Source organism: Pseudomonas sp. FJ2-5-13 (genome assembly GCF_029201605.1).
In the GTDB taxonomy this organism is placed as follows: domain Bacteria; phylum Pseudomonadota; class Gammaproteobacteria; order Pseudomonadales; family Pseudomonadaceae; genus Aquipseudomonas; species Aquipseudomonas lactis.
The window spans coordinates 656,340-671,833 of sequence record NZ_CP104045.1 but is presented as its reverse complement, the minus strand read 5'-3'; the positions used below and the strand labels follow the sequence as shown (position 1 = coordinate 671,833).

The window sequence follows — 15,494 nt, the reverse complement described above, 5'->3', positions numbered from 1 at the left end:
AGCGATTTTCCTGATCAACCAGACCATTTTTCCCATCGACGACGCACCATTGTTACCCAGGTTCGTGTCGAAAATACCCACATCGGTGCAAAGCCGCGGGCTTGAGAGGCTCGATCTAGAGCCTCCGGGGAGAACAATCAATTCTGTTGATTATTACCATTGTGTTTATGAACTTTTATATCGACTTATCAAGGGTAACATTAGCCCTGTACCCACTTTATCGCCCTCCCAAGGAGCAACCATCATGAAACGCCAATTACTCGCTACCGTTCTGTTATCTGTCCTGGCCTCCAGCGCCTTTGCCCTGCCAGCCGCCGAACAGGCCACCCCACAGAACAAAGCCCAAGCCGTGCAAACCAGCCAAACCGTAGCTCGCAGCGGTTCGCAAGAAGACGAAAACCGTGACTACGCCAAAGGCGCCGTGGCTGAAAATGGCTACAACCGCCTGCAAGAGAAAGGTCTGGTTGAAGGCGGTGCTGAACAAGCCAACAAACGCGCCTACACCGAAGGCGTTGCTGAAGGCGGTGCCGACCGTCTGCAAGAACTGCATCAAGCACAGAGCTAAGCCTGTGGTGGCCCAGAAAAAAGCCCGATCTGCCGATCGGGCTTTTGCTTTTATATAGACCGCGTCACGCCCCGCCCCTGCCAAGTTCGACGCCGGCAAAGCGCTTTTGCTAGAGTGCGTCGCTGTACTTGCCGACAAAGCTCATCCGCTCATGCTGCCCCGCGCCGAACAAAAGCAACAAACCCGCCTCGCCCTGATGGACGCAGCCCGCCATCTGATGGAGTGTGGCCGTGGGTTTGGCAGCCTGAGCCTGCGCGAAGTGGCCAAGACCGCGGGTATCGTGCCCACCGGTTTCTACCGCCATTTCGCCGACATGGACCAACTTGGGCTGGTATTGGTCAGCGAAGTCGGCCAGACCTTCCGCGCCACGATCCGCCTGGTGCGCCACAACGAATTCGTGATGGGCGGCATCATCGATGCCTCGGTGCGCATCTTTCTCGATGTGGTCTCGGCCAACCGTTCGCAATTTCTGTTTCTGGCCCGCGAACAGTACGGCGGCTGCCTGGCCGTGCGCCAAGCCATCGCCGCCCTGCGCGAAGACATCACCCGCGATTTGGCCGCCGACCTGACGTTGATGCCCAAGTTGCAGCACCTGGATGCGGAAGGTTTGCATGTGATGGCCGACCTGATCGTCAAGAGCGTGTTCGCCACCCTGCCCGATATCATCGACCCACCGGCCCACGCCTTGCCGGCCCACCTCACGCCCCAGGCGAAGATCACCCAACAACTGCGCTTTATCTTTATCGGCCTCAAGCATTGGCAAGGGCTGGGCAGCACCGAATAAAGCAATCAACCCGCCGTGTGGAAACGCTTGGCAGTGGTGTAGTGCTTGTTCCAGTAGCTATTGCTCAATGAGTCGATACGAATGGTTTTGCCGGTGCGCGGCGAATGGATGAATTTGCCTTGGCCGATATAAAGGCCGACATGGCTGACCTGGCCGCGCCCGTTGCCTTTGAAAAACACCGCATCCCCAGGCTTCAACGCATTGCGCTTGATGGTCGCCGCCGATGAGCGGTGCATGGCCGTGGTGGTGCGCGGTATCTGGATATTGGCCTCGGTCTTGAACAGGTACACCAGGAAGCTGCTGCAATCAAAGCCCTGCTCTGCAGAAGTGCCGCCCCACTTGTAGGGCGTGCCCAGCAACTCATGGGCGCGGTCGATCACGTCGTCGATGGAGACCGGCTTGAGGCTTTGCAGCGACGAACCGAAGGTGGCGCGAGGCTGAAAGTTGGCCGATGCCGATGAAATAAAGAAGGTCAGGCTGACCAGGCATATACAGAAAATTGATCGAAGCATGATAAACGTCGCGGTGGCATTAAACAGGGCGCATAGCCTAAAGAACCCTCAAGTAATCTCATGAACTCCAAATCCTCATGATTCGTAGGACAAATCCTAAAAACCGCCTACTGAGAAAAAGATGAAAGAAATTTCATCAAGCTGAGCGCCACCATCAACGCAAAACGCCCTTCGCCGGTGCTATAAACATCGACACGCACCAAATTGATACACACACCGAATTATCCGACGCCCTATTGAGCAGCATGCCTGCCTGACTACAGGGAATTCCTACTCAATTCCATGATTGGCAAGCCCCTTGCTCTAGGTCTTTCATCGCTCACAGCTGGAAGCTCTCTGATGCTGGTGATACACCGCCGAATCGCCCCCCAAGCCCTCTGGGCCGCCGAGTTGCTGCTCAACTTCGAAGCCCGCAGCAAAAGCCGTCTGCGCTGTTTCAGTGCCGACGGTGAAGACGTCGGCCTGTTTTTGGAGCGGGGCCAGCCGCCCTTGCACGATGGCGAATTCCTACAGGCAGAAGACGGACGCGTCGTACGGGTGTGCGCCCGTCCTGAACAACTGCTGCACGTCACCTGCCGCAATGCCTTTGAGCTGACCCGTGCCGCCTATCACCTGGGCAATCGCCATGTGGCCCTGCAAGTCGGTGACGGCTGGCTGCGCCTGCTCGATGACTACGTGCTCAAGGCCATGCTTGAACAGCTAGGCGCCGATGCGCAGACCATAGAAGCGCCGTTTCAACCCGAGCACGGCGCCTATGGCGGTGGCCATCATCACTCACGCCATGGCGATGAAGACTTCAACTACGCGCCCAAGCTGCATCAGTTCGGCGTGCGTCTATGAACCCAGCCTGGGCGCTGCTACGCCTGGCCAGTCCGCAATTGCCGATTGGCGGCTACAGCTATTCCCAGGGCCTGGAAATGGCGGTGGACAACGGCCGCGTACAGGACGCCGCGAGCGCCCGACGCTGGATCAGTGACCAGTTGCTGCTCAACCTGGCGCGTTTCGAAGCGCCGCTGTTGCTCGCCCATTGCCGCGCCGCCGCTGAGCAGGACTGGGCCCAACTGGCGCAGTGGTGCGACGAACATCGCGCCAGCCGTGAGACCCGCGAGCTGTATCAGGAGAGCCGCCAGATGGGCTACTCCTTGCAACAACTGCTCAACGGCTTGCCGGAACTGGACGACAGCGCCCGTGACTTTCTCGCTCAACGCGACGAACCGCACCTGGCCCTTGGCTGGGCCTTGGCCGCGCGCGCCTGGCACATCAGCCCTGGCGATGCCCTTGCCGCCTGGCTGTGGAGCTGGCTGGAAAACCAATTGGCGGTGCTGATGAAAACCCTGCCATTGGGCCAGCAAGCCGCCCAGCGCCTGACCAGCGAGCTGCTGCCGCTGCTGCAACAAGCCCAGCAGGATGCCGAACGCATTAACCCTAACCATTTGGGCAGCGCCGCTTTTGGCCTGTCCCTGGCGTGCATGGCCCACGAGCGCCAGTACAGCCGCCTGTTCCGTTCCTGATTGTGGAGAAGCACATGAACACACAACCCCTGCGCGTTGGTATCGGCGGCCCGGTAGGCTCGGGCAAGACTGCCCTGACCCTGGCCCTGTGCCTGGCGCTGCGCGATCGCTATAACCTGGCGGTGGTCACCAACGACATCTATACCCGCGAAGACGCCGACTTCCTGGTGCGTAACCAGGCCCTGGCGCCGGAGCGCATCATCGGCGTGGAAACCGGTGGCTGCCCGCACACGGCGATTCGCGAAGACGCCTCGATCAACCTGGAGGCCGTGGACCAACTCAACCGCCGTTTTCCGGGCCTGGACCTGATTCTGGTGGAGTCCGGCGGCGACAACCTGTCGGCCACCTTCAGCCCGGAACTGTCGGACCTGACCATCTATGTGATCGATGTGTCTGCGGGCGACAAGCTGCCGCGCAAAGGCGGGCCCGGTATTTGCAAATCCGACCTGCTGGTGATCAACAAGATCGACCTGGCCCCGCTGGTCGGCGCCTCGCTGGAACTGATGAACAGCGACACCCAGCGCATGCGCAACGGCAAACCCTTTGTGTTCAGCAACCAGAAAACCGGGGTCGGCCTGGATGACATCGTCGCCTTCATCGAACGCCAGGGCCTGCTGACCGCCGCCTGATCAACCCATAAGGAACCTGTCCATGAGACTCAACAGACTTTTCGCCGCCGCCGCGCTGCTGCTCGCCCCGGCCCTGGCCTTCGCCCATCCGGGCCACGGCGACAATGGCCTGGTGGCCGGTATCAGCCATCCCCTGGGCGGCCTCGATCACTTGCTGGCCATGCTTGCGGTGGGCCTCTGGGCTGCGCAGCAAAAAGGCGCCGCGCGCTGGGCGCTGCCGTGCACCTTCGTCGGCACCATGCTGATCGGCGGCGTGCTGGGGTTTGAAGGGCTGCAACTGCCGGCGCTGGAAAGCGGGATTGCCGCCTCGGTGCTGGCGTTGGGCCTGGCGGTAGCATTGGCGGTACGGCCACCGCTGTTCGTGGCGGTAGGCGCCACGGCCCTGTTTGCACTGTTTCACGGCGTGGCCCATGGCCTGGAACTGCCGGATATGACCAGCCCTTGGGCGTATGCGGCTGGGTTTGTGGGGGCGACCGCCGTGTTGCACGCTGCGGGTTATGCGGTGGTGCGCTTTTTACCGGCGGCTGCAGCGCCACTGGTGCGAGTGGCCGGGGCGGCTTCGGCGGCGACTGGGGTTTGGTTGCTGGCGGGCTGATCGTCAGCGCCTGTAAGGGCCTCATCGCAGGCAAGCCAGCTCCCACATTTGAGAGGGTTCACACTTCAAAAATGTGGGAGCGGGCTTGCCCGCGATAGCGCCAGTACAAACACCACCGATCCCAAGCCTGCTACCATGCGCGGCAAACACCCCTGCCGTGACGACGCCAGCCAATGCCCATCGCTTCCGCCTCTTCCCTGACGCCTGTGCTCACGCACTTCCATGACCTGATCGTGCCCCTCTGGCAAGGCCCGGGCTGGAATGCCGACCTGGCACTGCCCTTTGAGGCCCTGGACGCCGACCACCTGCCACTGCCCCCACAGCGCTATCGCGCCATGGCCTGCGCCCGGCAGTTGTACCTGTTCGCCAGCCTGATCGGCGAGCCCGGCGCGGCGTTTGCCGAAGAACGTGCGGCGGCGCTGTTTCGCTCCCTGCAACGGCACTTTCATGATGCCGAACACGGTGGCTGGTTCTACAGCATCGACCCCGCCGGCCAGCCGCTGGACAAGCGCAAAGACCTCTACACCCACGCCTTCATTATTTTTGCCTGCGCCCATTACTGGGCCAAGGTGCGTGAACCGCTGGTAGAGTCGGTGCTCAACGCCGCCCTGGAAGTCGTCGCCCAACGCTTTGCCACCGGCGACGGGTTGTACGAGGCGGTACTGGAGCGCAACTGGGCCTCGCTCAACGCAGGCCCTTTGCAAAACCCGTTGATGCACTTGGCAGAAGGTTTCCTGGCCACCCTCGCGGTGCGTGAGGATGCCGAGGTACAAGCGGCCCTGCTGGCATTGGCGACGGCCATGCAGCAACGCTTCATCGACCGCGAGCACGGCGTGATGATGGAAAAACCTTTGGGCGCTGTGGATAACTGGTTTGAGCCGGGGCACCAGTTCGAATGGTTCTTTTTGCTCGAATCTTCAGCTGTGCTGCGCGGCACCGCGCTGCATGGGTCGCTGACACGGGCATTTGCCTATGCCGAGCAAAAGGGTGTGGATAAGTTAAGCGGCGCGGTCAGCGGCATGCTCGCGCTGGATGGCACGGTGCGCGACGGTACCCAACGGATCTGGGCGCAGGCGGAGTACCTGCGGGCGCTGACCTTGCGGCCAGGTAGCGAAGCAGTGCTGCAGCGTCAGCTGCAGGCGCTGCAACAGCGCTTTTTGCATGCAAAGGGTTGGCATGAATGCCTGGATGCCGAGGGTAAGGTGAGCCGGCGGGATATGCCTTCGACAACGCCTTATCATTTAGCGACTTGCTATCAGGGTTTGGTCCGGCATCTGGGCTGACCTGTAGGGCCTCTTCGCGAGCAAGCCCGCTCCCACATTCGACCGCATTCCAAAGGTAAGACGCGGTTAAATGTGGGAGCGGGCTTGCTCGCGAAGGCTTCACCTCGGTCTAACTGACCTCACGCAATCCACTTGCGATCCCCGGTAAAACTGATCGTCAACCACCGCGCCGCATCCGCCGCCCCCAGCCCTGTGGATATCTCCTCACGCAGCCCATCAAGGGTGGCGACGTTATCTACCGGGTAATCCGCCGGCAGCACCACATGAATCTCGATAAACCGCGCGCGCCCGTGCTTCTGCACATAGGACACGTAGTCGTCGAAACCATGCTTGGCCTGCGCCGCGTCCATCACTTCGCGGACCTTGTCGTCCAAATGATCCGGCGCGATGCCCAATACTTCCCGCAACGCTGGGCGCAAAATCTTGAATGCCGGCGCCAGCATGCTCAGGGCCAGCAGGATCAGGATCAACGGGTCGACGTAGACCGCCCACTCGCCATAGCCCTGGGACTTTAGCAACAGCGCGGCCAGGAAGCTGATCAGCAAACCCACCGACAGCATCGCGTCCACCAGCCAGCTGATGTTGTCGAACTGGATCAATGACGACTTGAGTGTGCGATTGCGGTAGCGCACATAGAAGAAGTACGCGAACTCCACGACGGTAAACACCGCCGCATAAATGATCACCAGCCCCAACTCGATTTCGCGCCCGCCATTGATAATGCCAAACACGCCATTGAGGAACGCGTAGATGGCGATCAACAGCAGGAAACTGCCTTCTATCAACAGCACCATCGGCTCCAGGTGCCAATAGCCGAACTGGAAGCGCTCGTTGCTTTTCTTGGCGATCAGCTTGGCCGTGATCAGCATCAACACCTTGATGGCGGTGGCGATCAGCGAGAAAAAGCCGTCGAACAGAATGGATTGGGCGCCGGATATCACACCCGTGACAATCCCTGCGATCGCGACTGCGAACATCAGGATAGTCGATTGTTTGAGCAGTGCCTGCTCACCTCGGTTACTCACATTGCCTCCTGTCAAAACCTTTAAACCGCTGGGTGCGGTGGGGTTTTCAGGCGGGCAGTGTACCTTATGCCGCATTTTGGCCGATTTGACGCCATCTGTAGGAGCGAGCTTGCTCGCGAAAAACCTGAGCGCGCCGCGTGCATTCAGGATACCCGCGTCATCGTTAACGTTTTTCGCGAGCAAGCTCGCTCCTACAGTGTGTGGCGCAGGTGCTTAGCCCTTGGCCCCACGCTCAATCGCAAACCCAGCCCAGGTCTGGCTCACCGGCATCAACTCCAGGCGGTTGATGTTCACGTGGGCCGGAGTGTTCATCACCCAGAAAATCGTATCGGCAATGTCCTGTGGCTGGATCGGTTCGGCACCTGCATAGGTGGCGTCGTAACGCGCCTGGTCACCGCCGAAGCGCACCAGGGAGAACTCGCTTTCACACAAGCCCGGCTCGATATTGGTCACCCGTACGCCGGTGCCTTGCAAGTCGCAGCGCAGGTTCAACGAGAACTGCTTCACGAACGCCTTGGAACCACCGTATACATGGCTGCCCGGGTACGGGTAGTTACCGGCGATGGAACCCAGGTTGATGATCCCGGCACCGCGGCCATGGGCAATCAGGCGCGGCAACAGCAGGTTAGTGGTGGTCAGCAGGCCCTTGATGTTGGTATCGACCATGGTTTCCCAATCGTCGAGGTCGCACTTGGGTGCAGGGTCGGTGCCCACGGCGAGACCTGCGTTGTTGATCAGGCCGCGCAGCCTGGCGAACGACGGCGGCAGGTTGGCGATGGCCTCCTCCATGCCTTTACGGTCGCGCACATCCACCACCAGGCCATGCACTTCGGTCTGCTTGGAAAGCTCTTCGACCAAAGCGTTCAAGCGCTCGGCACGACGACCGGTGAGCACCAGTTTCCAGCCGGCTTCGGCAAAACGACGGGCACAGGCTTCGCCGAAACCTGAAGTGGCGCCAGTGATAAACAGCGTGTCGGACATGGTGTTCTCCTTGCGGGCATCGGGAAAAAAACAGCCAGCAGAATGCCCTTACGCCGCCGTTGCGGCAACCGCTATGCACGCACATGCCTGCGCAACTGGTCATTTTTTAATCAACACTATTAAAGCCTTATAAACCGTGGCTTGCAGCCATATGCGCGCAGGTTATCCACAACTGCGCCCACAGTCTTTGGGGGCAAGTGCAAATGGCTCAAAGCCGCTGTGTACAAGGGTTGCAGGCGGTTTTAGAAAGTTTTTTGCTTGACCTGGGGGAACGCCTATGTAGGCGCTGACAAATGCAGAAAAACACAACGATGGCTCCAGGCCAGTCATTCCGGCCCCTGCGCGCGTCTTTCCAGAGTTTAGTCACAGACTTATCCACAGGCAGGAATGACTTATTTGGTTCATATACCTGTGTCTTTAAACAGGTTGACAAACCCCTGGGGCGCTCGTGAAAAACACACTGATCAAAAAACAACCACAGAGCTGTAAGCCACGTAGTTAAAGGCTTTCAGCCAGCTACTCCCACGTTACCCACAGCCGGTTCCACAGTGGATGGGGACAAGTCAAAACTGTGACAAAACAGGGATTTGCGGCGGCTATATGTCGCGCTTTTGAGGTGGGCTGGATTTGTTTTCCACAATTTGGCGCTAGCCTTGTGAACACCGCAAAACAACTGTGGGAGCGGGCTTGCTCGCGAATGCGCTGTGTCAGTCAAAACATCTGATACTGGTACACCGCATTCGCGAGCAAGCCCGCTCCCACAGGGGAACCGCGCCGCTTTAGGTCAGTGACCGCCCAGGTAGGCGTTGCGCACTTCCTCGTTCACCAGCAACTCCTTGCCGGTGCCCGTCAGGCGGATCTCACCGTTGACCATCACATAGGCCCGGTCCGACAGGCGCAGCGCATGGTTGGCGTTCTGCTCCACCAGGAAGATGGTCATCCCGGTGGACGCCAGTTCGCGCAGGGTGGAAAAGATCTGCTTCACCACAATCGGCGCCAACCCCAGGCTTGGCTCATCGAGCAGCAACAGCTTGGGCCGGCTCATCAGCGCACGGGCGATGGCGAGCATTTGCTGCTCACCACCGGACATGGTCATCGCCCGCTGGTTGCGCCGCTCCTTGAGCCTGGGGAACAGCTCAAACATGCGCTGCATGTCTTCACTGGCGAACTTGTCGCCAATAGGGATGGTGCCCATCAGCAGGTTTTCCTCGACGGTCATGTCAGGGAACACCCGCCGCCCTTCCGGCGACTGCGCAATGCCGTTGGAAGCGATGTAGTGGGACGACTTGTGAGTGATGTCGACACCGTTGTAGAGGATCTGCCCCGACTCGGCCCGAGGCTGACCGAAGATCGACATCAGCAACGTGGATTTACCCGCGCCATTGGAGCCGATCAGGCTGACGGTTTCGCCTTCGTTGATGTGCAGCGAGACTTTTTTCAGGGCCTGGATCGGGCCGTAGAACACGTCCAGGTCCTTCATTTCGAGGATAGGTGCACTCATACCAGTTCCTCTTCATCCGCGCCCAGGTAGGCGGCGATCACTTTCGGGTCGTTGCGGATCGCGTCCGGGCCGCCTTCGGCGATCACGTTGCCGTGGTCCAGCACCACAATGTGGTCGGAAATACTCATCACCATGCCCATGTCGTGTTCGATCAGCACCACCGTGAGGTCGTGTTCGTCGCGCAGCAGGCGAATCATCGCGCTGAGGGCTTCGGTTTCCTGAGGGTTGAGGCCCGCTGCCGGTTCATCCAGGCAGATGATCTGCGGCCGCGTGCACATGGCGCGGGCGATCTCCAGGCGGCGCTGCTGGCCGTAGGAGAGCTCGCCGGCCAGGCGGTTGGCGCAGTCCACCAGGTCGACCACTTCCAGCCAGTAGAACGCGCAATCCAGCGCATCGCTTTCGGCCTTGCGGTAGCCCTTGGTGTTGAGGATGCCGGCAAGCATGTTGCGGTTGACCCACATGTGCTGGGCCACCAGCAGGTTTTCCAGCACCGACATTTCCTTGAACAGGCGAATGTTCTGGAAGGTGCGCGCAAGGCCCGCGCGATTCACCAGGTGGGTGCCACCGAACATCTTGTAGTACACACGGCTGAGGAAGCTTTTGGGCGACACGAAGTCGGTGGCCTCAAAGCGCTCGCCGAGCAGCTGGATCACGTTGGTTTGCTTGCCCCGCACGTTCAGTTCGATCTTGCCGCCGCTGGCTTTGTAAAAGCCGGTGAGGCAGTTGAACACCGTGGTCTTGCCGGCGCCGTTGGGGCCGATCAGGGCGAAGATCGAGTTGCGTTTGACCTGCAGGCTCACATCACTGAGGGCCTTGATGCCACCGAAGTGCATCATCAGGTGTTCGACGGACAGCACGATTTCCTTGCTCATGGCGCTACCCCTTTGCGTGGCGTCACGCCGGTACGGCTGATGCGAATCAAGCCGCGCGGTCGCCAGATCATCATCACCACCATCAGCACCCCAAACAGCAGTACGCGGTATTCAGAGAAGCTGCGCAGCAGTTCCGGCGCAACGGTCAACACGAACGCTGCGATCACCACGCCGACCGTCGAGCCCATGCCGCCCAACACCACGATGGCGAGGATCAACGCCGACTCAAAGAACGTAAAAGACGACGGGTTGACGAAGCCCTGGTAGCTGGCAAAGAACACCCCGGCCAAACCGGCCGTGGACGCGCCGATGGTGAAGGCCGAGAGTTTGACCAGCACATGGTTCAGGCCCATGGAGCGGCAGGCGATTTCATCTTCGCGCAGCGCTTCCCAGGCGCGACCGACCGGCATGCGCGTCAGGCGATGCTTGATGTACAGCACGGCCAGCACCACCAAGAACAGCACAATGTAGATGAACATGAACTTGATATTAGGGTTGTAATCGATGCCGAAAAACTCGTGAAACGGAATGCCGCCATCCTTTGCACGCTTGCCGAACTCCAGACCCAGAAAGGTCGGTGACGGCACCGGCATACCGTTCGGGCCGCCGGTAAACGACAGCCAGTTGTTGAGCACCAGGCGAATGATTTCACCAAAACCCAGGGTCACGATGGCCAGGTAGTCACCGTGCATTCGCAGCACCGGGAAGCCGAGTATGCACCCCGCCAACGCCGCCGCGATGGCCGCCAGTGGCAGCACGGTCCAGAAGCCCAGGCCCAGGTATTGATAACCCAGCGCCAGGCCGTAGGCACCGATGGCGTAGAAGGCCACGTAACCCAGGTCGAGCAGGCCCGCCAGGCCCACCACGATGTTCAGGCCCAGGCCGAGCAACACGTAGATCAGCCCCAGGATCACCACGGTGAGCAGGTACTTGTTGGCAAAGATCGGGAACACGATGGCGATCACGATCAGCGCCGGGATGATCCAGCGCAGCCGCGACTTGTAGTCCGGTGGCAGCACGTGCACGCCGGAGCCGCTGCTCTCAAATCCTTGAAGGATCTTCACACCCTTGGGGGTTTGCAGGAACAGGCTCAGGGCAAAGCGCCCGGCCATGACGATGGCGACCAGCACGGCAACCCGCGCAGGCTCCAGGTTGAAGCTGTAGCCGTCGAGCACCACGCCGACAATCGGGCCGAACACGATCAGCGAAATCAGCCCCGCGAGCACCGTATCGACCACGCTTTTCTTGATATCAATGGATTTGGCAGCAGACATGTTTACACCTTAGCCACGAGTGGGCGACCAAGCAGGCCCTGGGGACGGAAAATCAGAATCACCACCAGCAGGGAGAAACTGAACACGTCTTTGTAGTCAGAGTTGATCAACCCCGAGAACAGCGACTCGGAGATACCGAGGATGATCCCGCCGAGCATCGCCCCAGGCAGGGAGCCGATGCCGCCGAGTACCGCTGCGGTAAACGCCTTGATGCCGATGATGAAGCCGGCATAGAAGTCGAAAGTGCCGTAGTTGAGGGTGATGAGCACGCCGGCCAGGGCGGCCATGGCGGCACCGATGACAAACACGTAGGAGATCACGCGGTCGGTGTTGATGCCCAGGATCGAGGCCATCTTGCGGTCTTGCTGGGTAGCGCGGCACATGCGGCCCAGCTTGGTGTATTTGATGATGTAGGTGAGCAAGGCCATGCCGGCAAAAGCGGCGACCAGGATGAACACTTTGGTGTAGGTCAGTTGCACAAACCCGGTGCCGATATCGACGCGCCAGGCGCCGGCCAGCAAGGTGGGAATACCTTGTTGCTTGGCACCCTGGGCGATCTGCGCGTAGTTCTGCAGGATCAGGGAGATACCGATGGCGCTGATCAGCGGAGCCAGGCGGGTGGAGTTACGCAGGGGTTTGTAGGCGACACGCTCAATCACCCAACCGTACACGCCGGTGACGACCACGGTGAAGATCAAGGTACCGAGAATGAGCAGCGGGAAGGATTCGATGCCGAAGTAAGCCAGCAGTGCCAGACTGATCGCCGCGAGGTAAGCGGAAATCATATAAACCTCGCCGTGGGCGAAGTTGATCATGCCAATGATGCCATAGACCATTGTGTAGCCGATGGCGATCAGGCCATAGACCGACCCGAGGGTCAGGCCGTTGACCAGTTGCTGCAGGAAAATACCATCCATAACGCAATCTCACGCGGTGAGCACCTGCACACCGGTGGGTGTGCGGCGCTTCTGGAGGAAAAGACAGATCGGGGTCAAAACACAGCCCTTATGTGGGAGCGGGCTTGCTCGCGAATGCGGTGTGTCATAAACACATTCGGCGACTGACACTCTGCTTTCGCGAGCAAGCCCGCTCCCACATTGAGTCCGTGGTGCTTGTACTTACTTCTGCTTTTCCAACTGATGGTATTTGCCGTCTTTGTCCCACTGGTAAACCACGTAGTCAGAGACTTTCAGGTCGCCCTTGGCATCCCAGGCTTTTTCGCCCATGACGGTTTTAACCGGGTTGGCCTTGAGCCACTTGGCAGCGTCTTCGCCCTTGTTGGACTTGGCACCGTTGAAACCGGCGGCCAGGGCCTGGATCGAGGCGTAGGCGTACAGGGTGTAGCCTTCTGGCTCGGTGCCGTTTTTGCGGAACTCTTCCACCACGGTCTTGCTGTCTGGCAGCAGGCGCGGGTCGGCGCCGAAGGTCATGTACACGCCATCGACGTACTGCGCACCACCTGCGGTGGACACCAGCTCGTCGGTGACCACGCCGTCATCGGACATGAACTTGACGTCTTTCAAGCCTGCTTCACGGATCTGGCGCACCAATGGGCCAGCTTCCGGATGCAGGCCGCCGAAGTACACGACGTCGGCGCCCAGGGAACGGATCTTGGTGACCAGGGCGCTGAAGTCTTTCTCGCCACGGGTCAGGCCCTCTTCCAGCACCGGCTTGACGCCGCGCTTGGTCAACTGGGCTGCGGTGGCGTCGGCCAGGCCTTTGCCGTAGGTGTCCTTGTCATTGATCACCGCGACTTTCTTGCCCTTGAGCACATCGACGATGTAGTCGCCGGCGACGATGCCTTGCTGGTCGTCACGCCCGCACATGCGGAACATGGCGCCCAGGCCGCGTTCGGTCACTTGTGGGTTGGTGGAGCCTGGGGTGATGGCGATGATGCCTGCTTCGTCGTAAACCTCAGACGCCGGGATGGTATTGGATGAGCAGAAGTGCCCGACCACGCCGATCACTTTGTCCTGGTCAGCCAGGCGGTTGGCCACGGCCACGGCCTGCTTGGGTTCGCAGGCGTCATCGCCGGCCACCAGCTTGATCTGCTCGCCGTTAATGCCGCCGGCCTTGTTGATAACGTCGGCTGCCGCCTGGGCACCCTTCATGTACTGCTCACCGAAAGCGGCGTTGGCACCCGTCATCGGGCCCGCCACACCAATTTTCACATCAGCTTGAACAAACGTAGAAACACCCAGCGCCGCAGCAACGGCGAGGGCCAGAAAACCTTTCTTGTAAAACGTCTGGGACATGAGTGGTGCTCCGATATTTTTGATTTTTGGCACGACAACTTGCATTCAAACCTTTCACCGAAAGCTCAGAGCAAGCCGCGTGCCATTACGTTTTTATTCTTCAAAAAGACACGGTGTCATTGTTATTACAGGCGTTTCGACGCCTTTTGCCAGGACGTGCAACCGTCTAGCGTCTACAGGTGCAACCAACACTGCAAAAAAGTACAACCCTGGCAGGTCGCACCTGCAACCGCAGGCATAAACGACAGTTCCTACAGCTGTAACAACGTGCGTAACGGAACTGCACATTTACAGTGCGTGATTGCTACGACTTGCACCAATACAGATGGGTAGCCTGCTAAGAAAATGCAGGCTTCTGAGGGGTATTTCGCTGATCAGATCACGATCCTCAGGCATTGCCCGGCGTGATAGAGCGAGAAGCCGGCTTCATACAGGCAACTGCGCAGGCCTACCCCGGCCAGGGGCTGCATAGGGGCAAAGGGGATCGGCAAGGCTTGGGGATCCTGGTGACACAGGTAGTCGGCAAACGCCTTGCCCACCACGCTGCCGGTGGTCACCCCGCGTCCGTTATAACCGGTAACCGCCACCAGGCCGGGGGCCGGTTCGAACAGGCGCATCAAGTGGTCAGGGGTGAACGCGATGCAGCCGGTCCAGGTGTATTCCCACTGCACCGGTTTGAGGTACGGGAAGTAGTGTTGCTGCACCCGATCGGCCCACGCTTTGAGAAACCATGCCGGTTTCTGGTTGCCATTGCCCAGGCTGCCGAGCAACAGGCGGCCATCGGCATCGCGGCGAATACTGCTCAGGACCTGGCGCGTGTCCCAGGAGCCCTGGCCGCCGGGGAGGATCTGCTTGGCCGCGTCATCGGTCAGCGGCGCCGAGGCCACTTGGTAGTAATAGCCGGGGAAGAAGTTACGCCGCAGCTCGGTCCATTCGCCTTCGGTGTAGGCATTGGAGGCGATCACCACCTGCGCGGCCTGCACCGCGCCCTCGGCGGTCTGCACCGACCAATCGGCGCCTTGGCGCTCAAGCTGGGTGACCGGCGAATGATCGAACAATTGCCCGCCCAGCCCCACGGCGGCATTCGCCAACCCCGTGGTATAGGCCATGGGGTTCAAGGTGCCGGCGCGCCGATCCAGCAATGCGGCGGCGATTTTGCGGGTACCGGTGGCGTGCTCGCAGGCCTGGCCGGTGAGTAACTCAACCGGCGCGCCACGGCGTTTCCACTGCTGCTCACGGCTGCGCAAATCCGCCTCGCCACGGGCGTTGTGCGCCATGTGCAAGGTGCCTTCACGGCGCAATTGGCAGTCGATGTTGTACTTGTCGATCAGGCTGAACACCAGGGACGGCGCCGCGCCCAGCATGCGGTTGAGCTGGCTGCCCACCGCCGTGCCGAAACCGGCCTCGATCTCGTCCGGTGGAATCCACAGGCCGGCATTGACCAGCCCGACGTTGCGCCCCGAACCGCCGTGGCCGGTGCGATGGGCCTCCAGCACGGCAACGCTTTTACCCTGTTCCAGCAAATGAATGGCCGCCGACAAACCGGTGATGCCGGCGCCGATCACGCACACATCCACCTTGACCGCGCCCTTGAGCGCGGCCCGGTCGGGGCGGCCAGGGGTGAGGTGTTCCCATAAACATGTTTCGCGCAGTGCCATTGCCAGACTCCGATGAGACCTAACAAACAAATACTCTTTTGAATGGGAA

At 60.1% G+C, this 15,494-nt stretch carries 16 protein-coding genes and 1 pseudogene; 7 read left to right on the top strand and 10 right to left on the bottom strand.

From position 1 onward, the window contains the following. Positions 1-244 precede the first annotated feature (244 nt). Both N2A98_RS02895 and N2A98_RS02890 read left to right on the top strand, forming a co-directional pair. Positions 245-565: a hypothetical protein gene (locus N2A98_RS02895; protein WP_003188116.1), complete on the top strand. Its 321-nt coding sequence runs from the start codon at positions 245-247 to the stop codon at positions 563-565. A gap of 151 nt (positions 566-716) precedes the next feature. Continuing rightward, positions 717-1,349, top strand: coding sequence for a TetR family transcriptional regulator (locus N2A98_RS02890; RefSeq protein WP_003188114.1), 633 nt, complete (start codon positions 717-719; stop codon positions 1,347-1,349). A gap of 5 nt (positions 1,350-1,354) precedes the next feature. Here the strand turns inward: N2A98_RS02890 and N2A98_RS02885 are convergent, their stop codons facing one another. Next, a complete protein-coding gene (locus N2A98_RS02885; RefSeq protein WP_275623000.1) occupies positions 1,355-1,861 on the bottom strand; it encodes a C40 family peptidase in 507 nt (168 codons plus the stop codon). A 339-nt stretch (positions 1,862-2,200) separates the two neighbouring features. Here N2A98_RS02885 and ureE point away from each other — a divergent pair, with 339 nt between their 5' ends. The 5 genes from ureE to N2A98_RS02860 all read left to right on the top strand — a co-directional run bounded on the left by ureE (position 2,201) and on the right by N2A98_RS02860 (position 5,879). Then, positions 2,201-2,701, top strand: coding sequence for an urease accessory protein UreE (gene ureE / locus N2A98_RS02880; protein ID WP_003188112.1), 501 nt, complete (start codon positions 2,201-2,203; stop codon positions 2,699-2,701). After that, complete coding sequence (locus N2A98_RS02875) at positions 2,698-3,372, top strand: urease accessory protein UreF (RefSeq protein ID WP_047712453.1); 675 nt, start codon at positions 2,698-2,700, stop codon at positions 3,370-3,372. Before ureE ends, N2A98_RS02875 begins: the two co-directional genes overlap by 4 nt. 14 nt (positions 3,373-3,386) lie before the next feature. Beyond that, positions 3,387-4,001 (top strand): urease accessory protein UreG, encoded by a 615-nt coding sequence (gene ureG / locus N2A98_RS02870; protein ID WP_003188109.1) that lies wholly within the window; start codon positions 3,387-3,389, stop codon positions 3,999-4,001. A gap of 22 nt (positions 4,002-4,023) precedes the next feature. Continuing rightward, on the top strand, positions 4,024-4,596 hold the full coding sequence (locus N2A98_RS02865) for a HupE/UreJ family protein (RefSeq protein ID WP_034125669.1): 573 nt from the start codon (positions 4,024-4,026) through the stop codon (positions 4,594-4,596). Between the two features lie 173 nt (positions 4,597-4,769). After that, positions 4,770-5,879: an AGE family epimerase/isomerase gene (locus N2A98_RS02860; RefSeq protein ID WP_078467375.1), complete on the top strand. Its 1,110-nt coding sequence runs from the start codon at positions 4,770-4,772 to the stop codon at positions 5,877-5,879. Positions 5,880-5,998: 119 nt separating this feature from the next. On the opposite strand, the gene N2A98_RS02855 is transcribed toward N2A98_RS02860, so the two are convergent. The 9 genes and pseudogenes from N2A98_RS02855 to N2A98_RS02820 form a co-directional block, all read right to left on the bottom strand. Further along, positions 5,999-6,904, bottom strand: a complete 906-nt coding sequence (locus tag N2A98_RS02855) for a cation diffusion facilitator family transporter (RefSeq protein WP_003188105.1) — start codon at positions 6,902-6,904, stop codon at positions 5,999-6,001. 96 nt (positions 6,905-7,000) lie between these two features. Then, positions 7,001-7,087, bottom strand: a pseudogene (locus tag N2A98_RS27155) (outer membrane lipoprotein carrier protein LolA); the annotation flags it as partial. 30 nt (positions 7,088-7,117) lie between these two features. Next, the gene (locus tag N2A98_RS02850) at positions 7,118-7,885 is read right to left on the bottom strand and encodes an SDR family oxidoreductase (protein WP_275622999.1); all 768 of its coding nucleotides are present in this window, start codon (positions 7,883-7,885) and stop codon (positions 7,118-7,120) included. A gap of 784 nt (positions 7,886-8,669) precedes the next feature. Beyond that, the gene (locus tag N2A98_RS02845; protein ID WP_005784287.1) at positions 8,670-9,386 is read right to left on the bottom strand and encodes an ABC transporter ATP-binding protein; all 717 of its coding nucleotides are present in this window, start codon (positions 9,384-9,386) and stop codon (positions 8,670-8,672) included. Then, on the bottom strand, positions 9,383-10,258 hold the full coding sequence (locus tag N2A98_RS02840; RefSeq protein WP_275622998.1) for an ATP-binding cassette domain-containing protein: 876 nt from the start codon (positions 10,256-10,258) through the stop codon (positions 9,383-9,385). The genes N2A98_RS02845 and N2A98_RS02840 overlap by 4 nt, the downstream gene beginning before the upstream one ends. Further along, a complete protein-coding gene (gene livM, locus N2A98_RS02835) occupies positions 10,255-11,532 on the bottom strand; it encodes a high-affinity branched-chain amino acid ABC transporter permease LivM (protein WP_003188100.1) in 1,278 nt (425 codons plus the stop codon). The genes N2A98_RS02840 and livM overlap by 4 nt, the downstream gene beginning before the upstream one ends. 2 nt (positions 11,533-11,534) lie before the next feature. Continuing rightward, positions 11,535-12,449: a branched-chain amino acid ABC transporter permease gene (locus N2A98_RS02830; protein ID WP_003188099.1), complete on the bottom strand. Its 915-nt coding sequence runs from the start codon at positions 12,447-12,449 to the stop codon at positions 11,535-11,537. Between the two features lie 201 nt (positions 12,450-12,650). After that, positions 12,651-13,787 carry a branched-chain amino acid ABC transporter substrate-binding protein gene (locus N2A98_RS02825; protein WP_003188098.1) on the bottom strand — a complete coding sequence of 379 codons (1,137 nt, stop codon included), beginning with the start codon at positions 13,785-13,787 and terminating at the stop codon, positions 12,651-12,653. A gap of 374 nt (positions 13,788-14,161) precedes the next feature. Continuing rightward, complete coding sequence (locus N2A98_RS02820; protein ID WP_044271028.1) at positions 14,162-15,445, bottom strand: FAD-binding oxidoreductase; 1,284 nt, start codon at positions 15,443-15,445, stop codon at positions 14,162-14,164. Between the last annotated feature and the right edge of the window lie 49 nt (positions 15,446-15,494).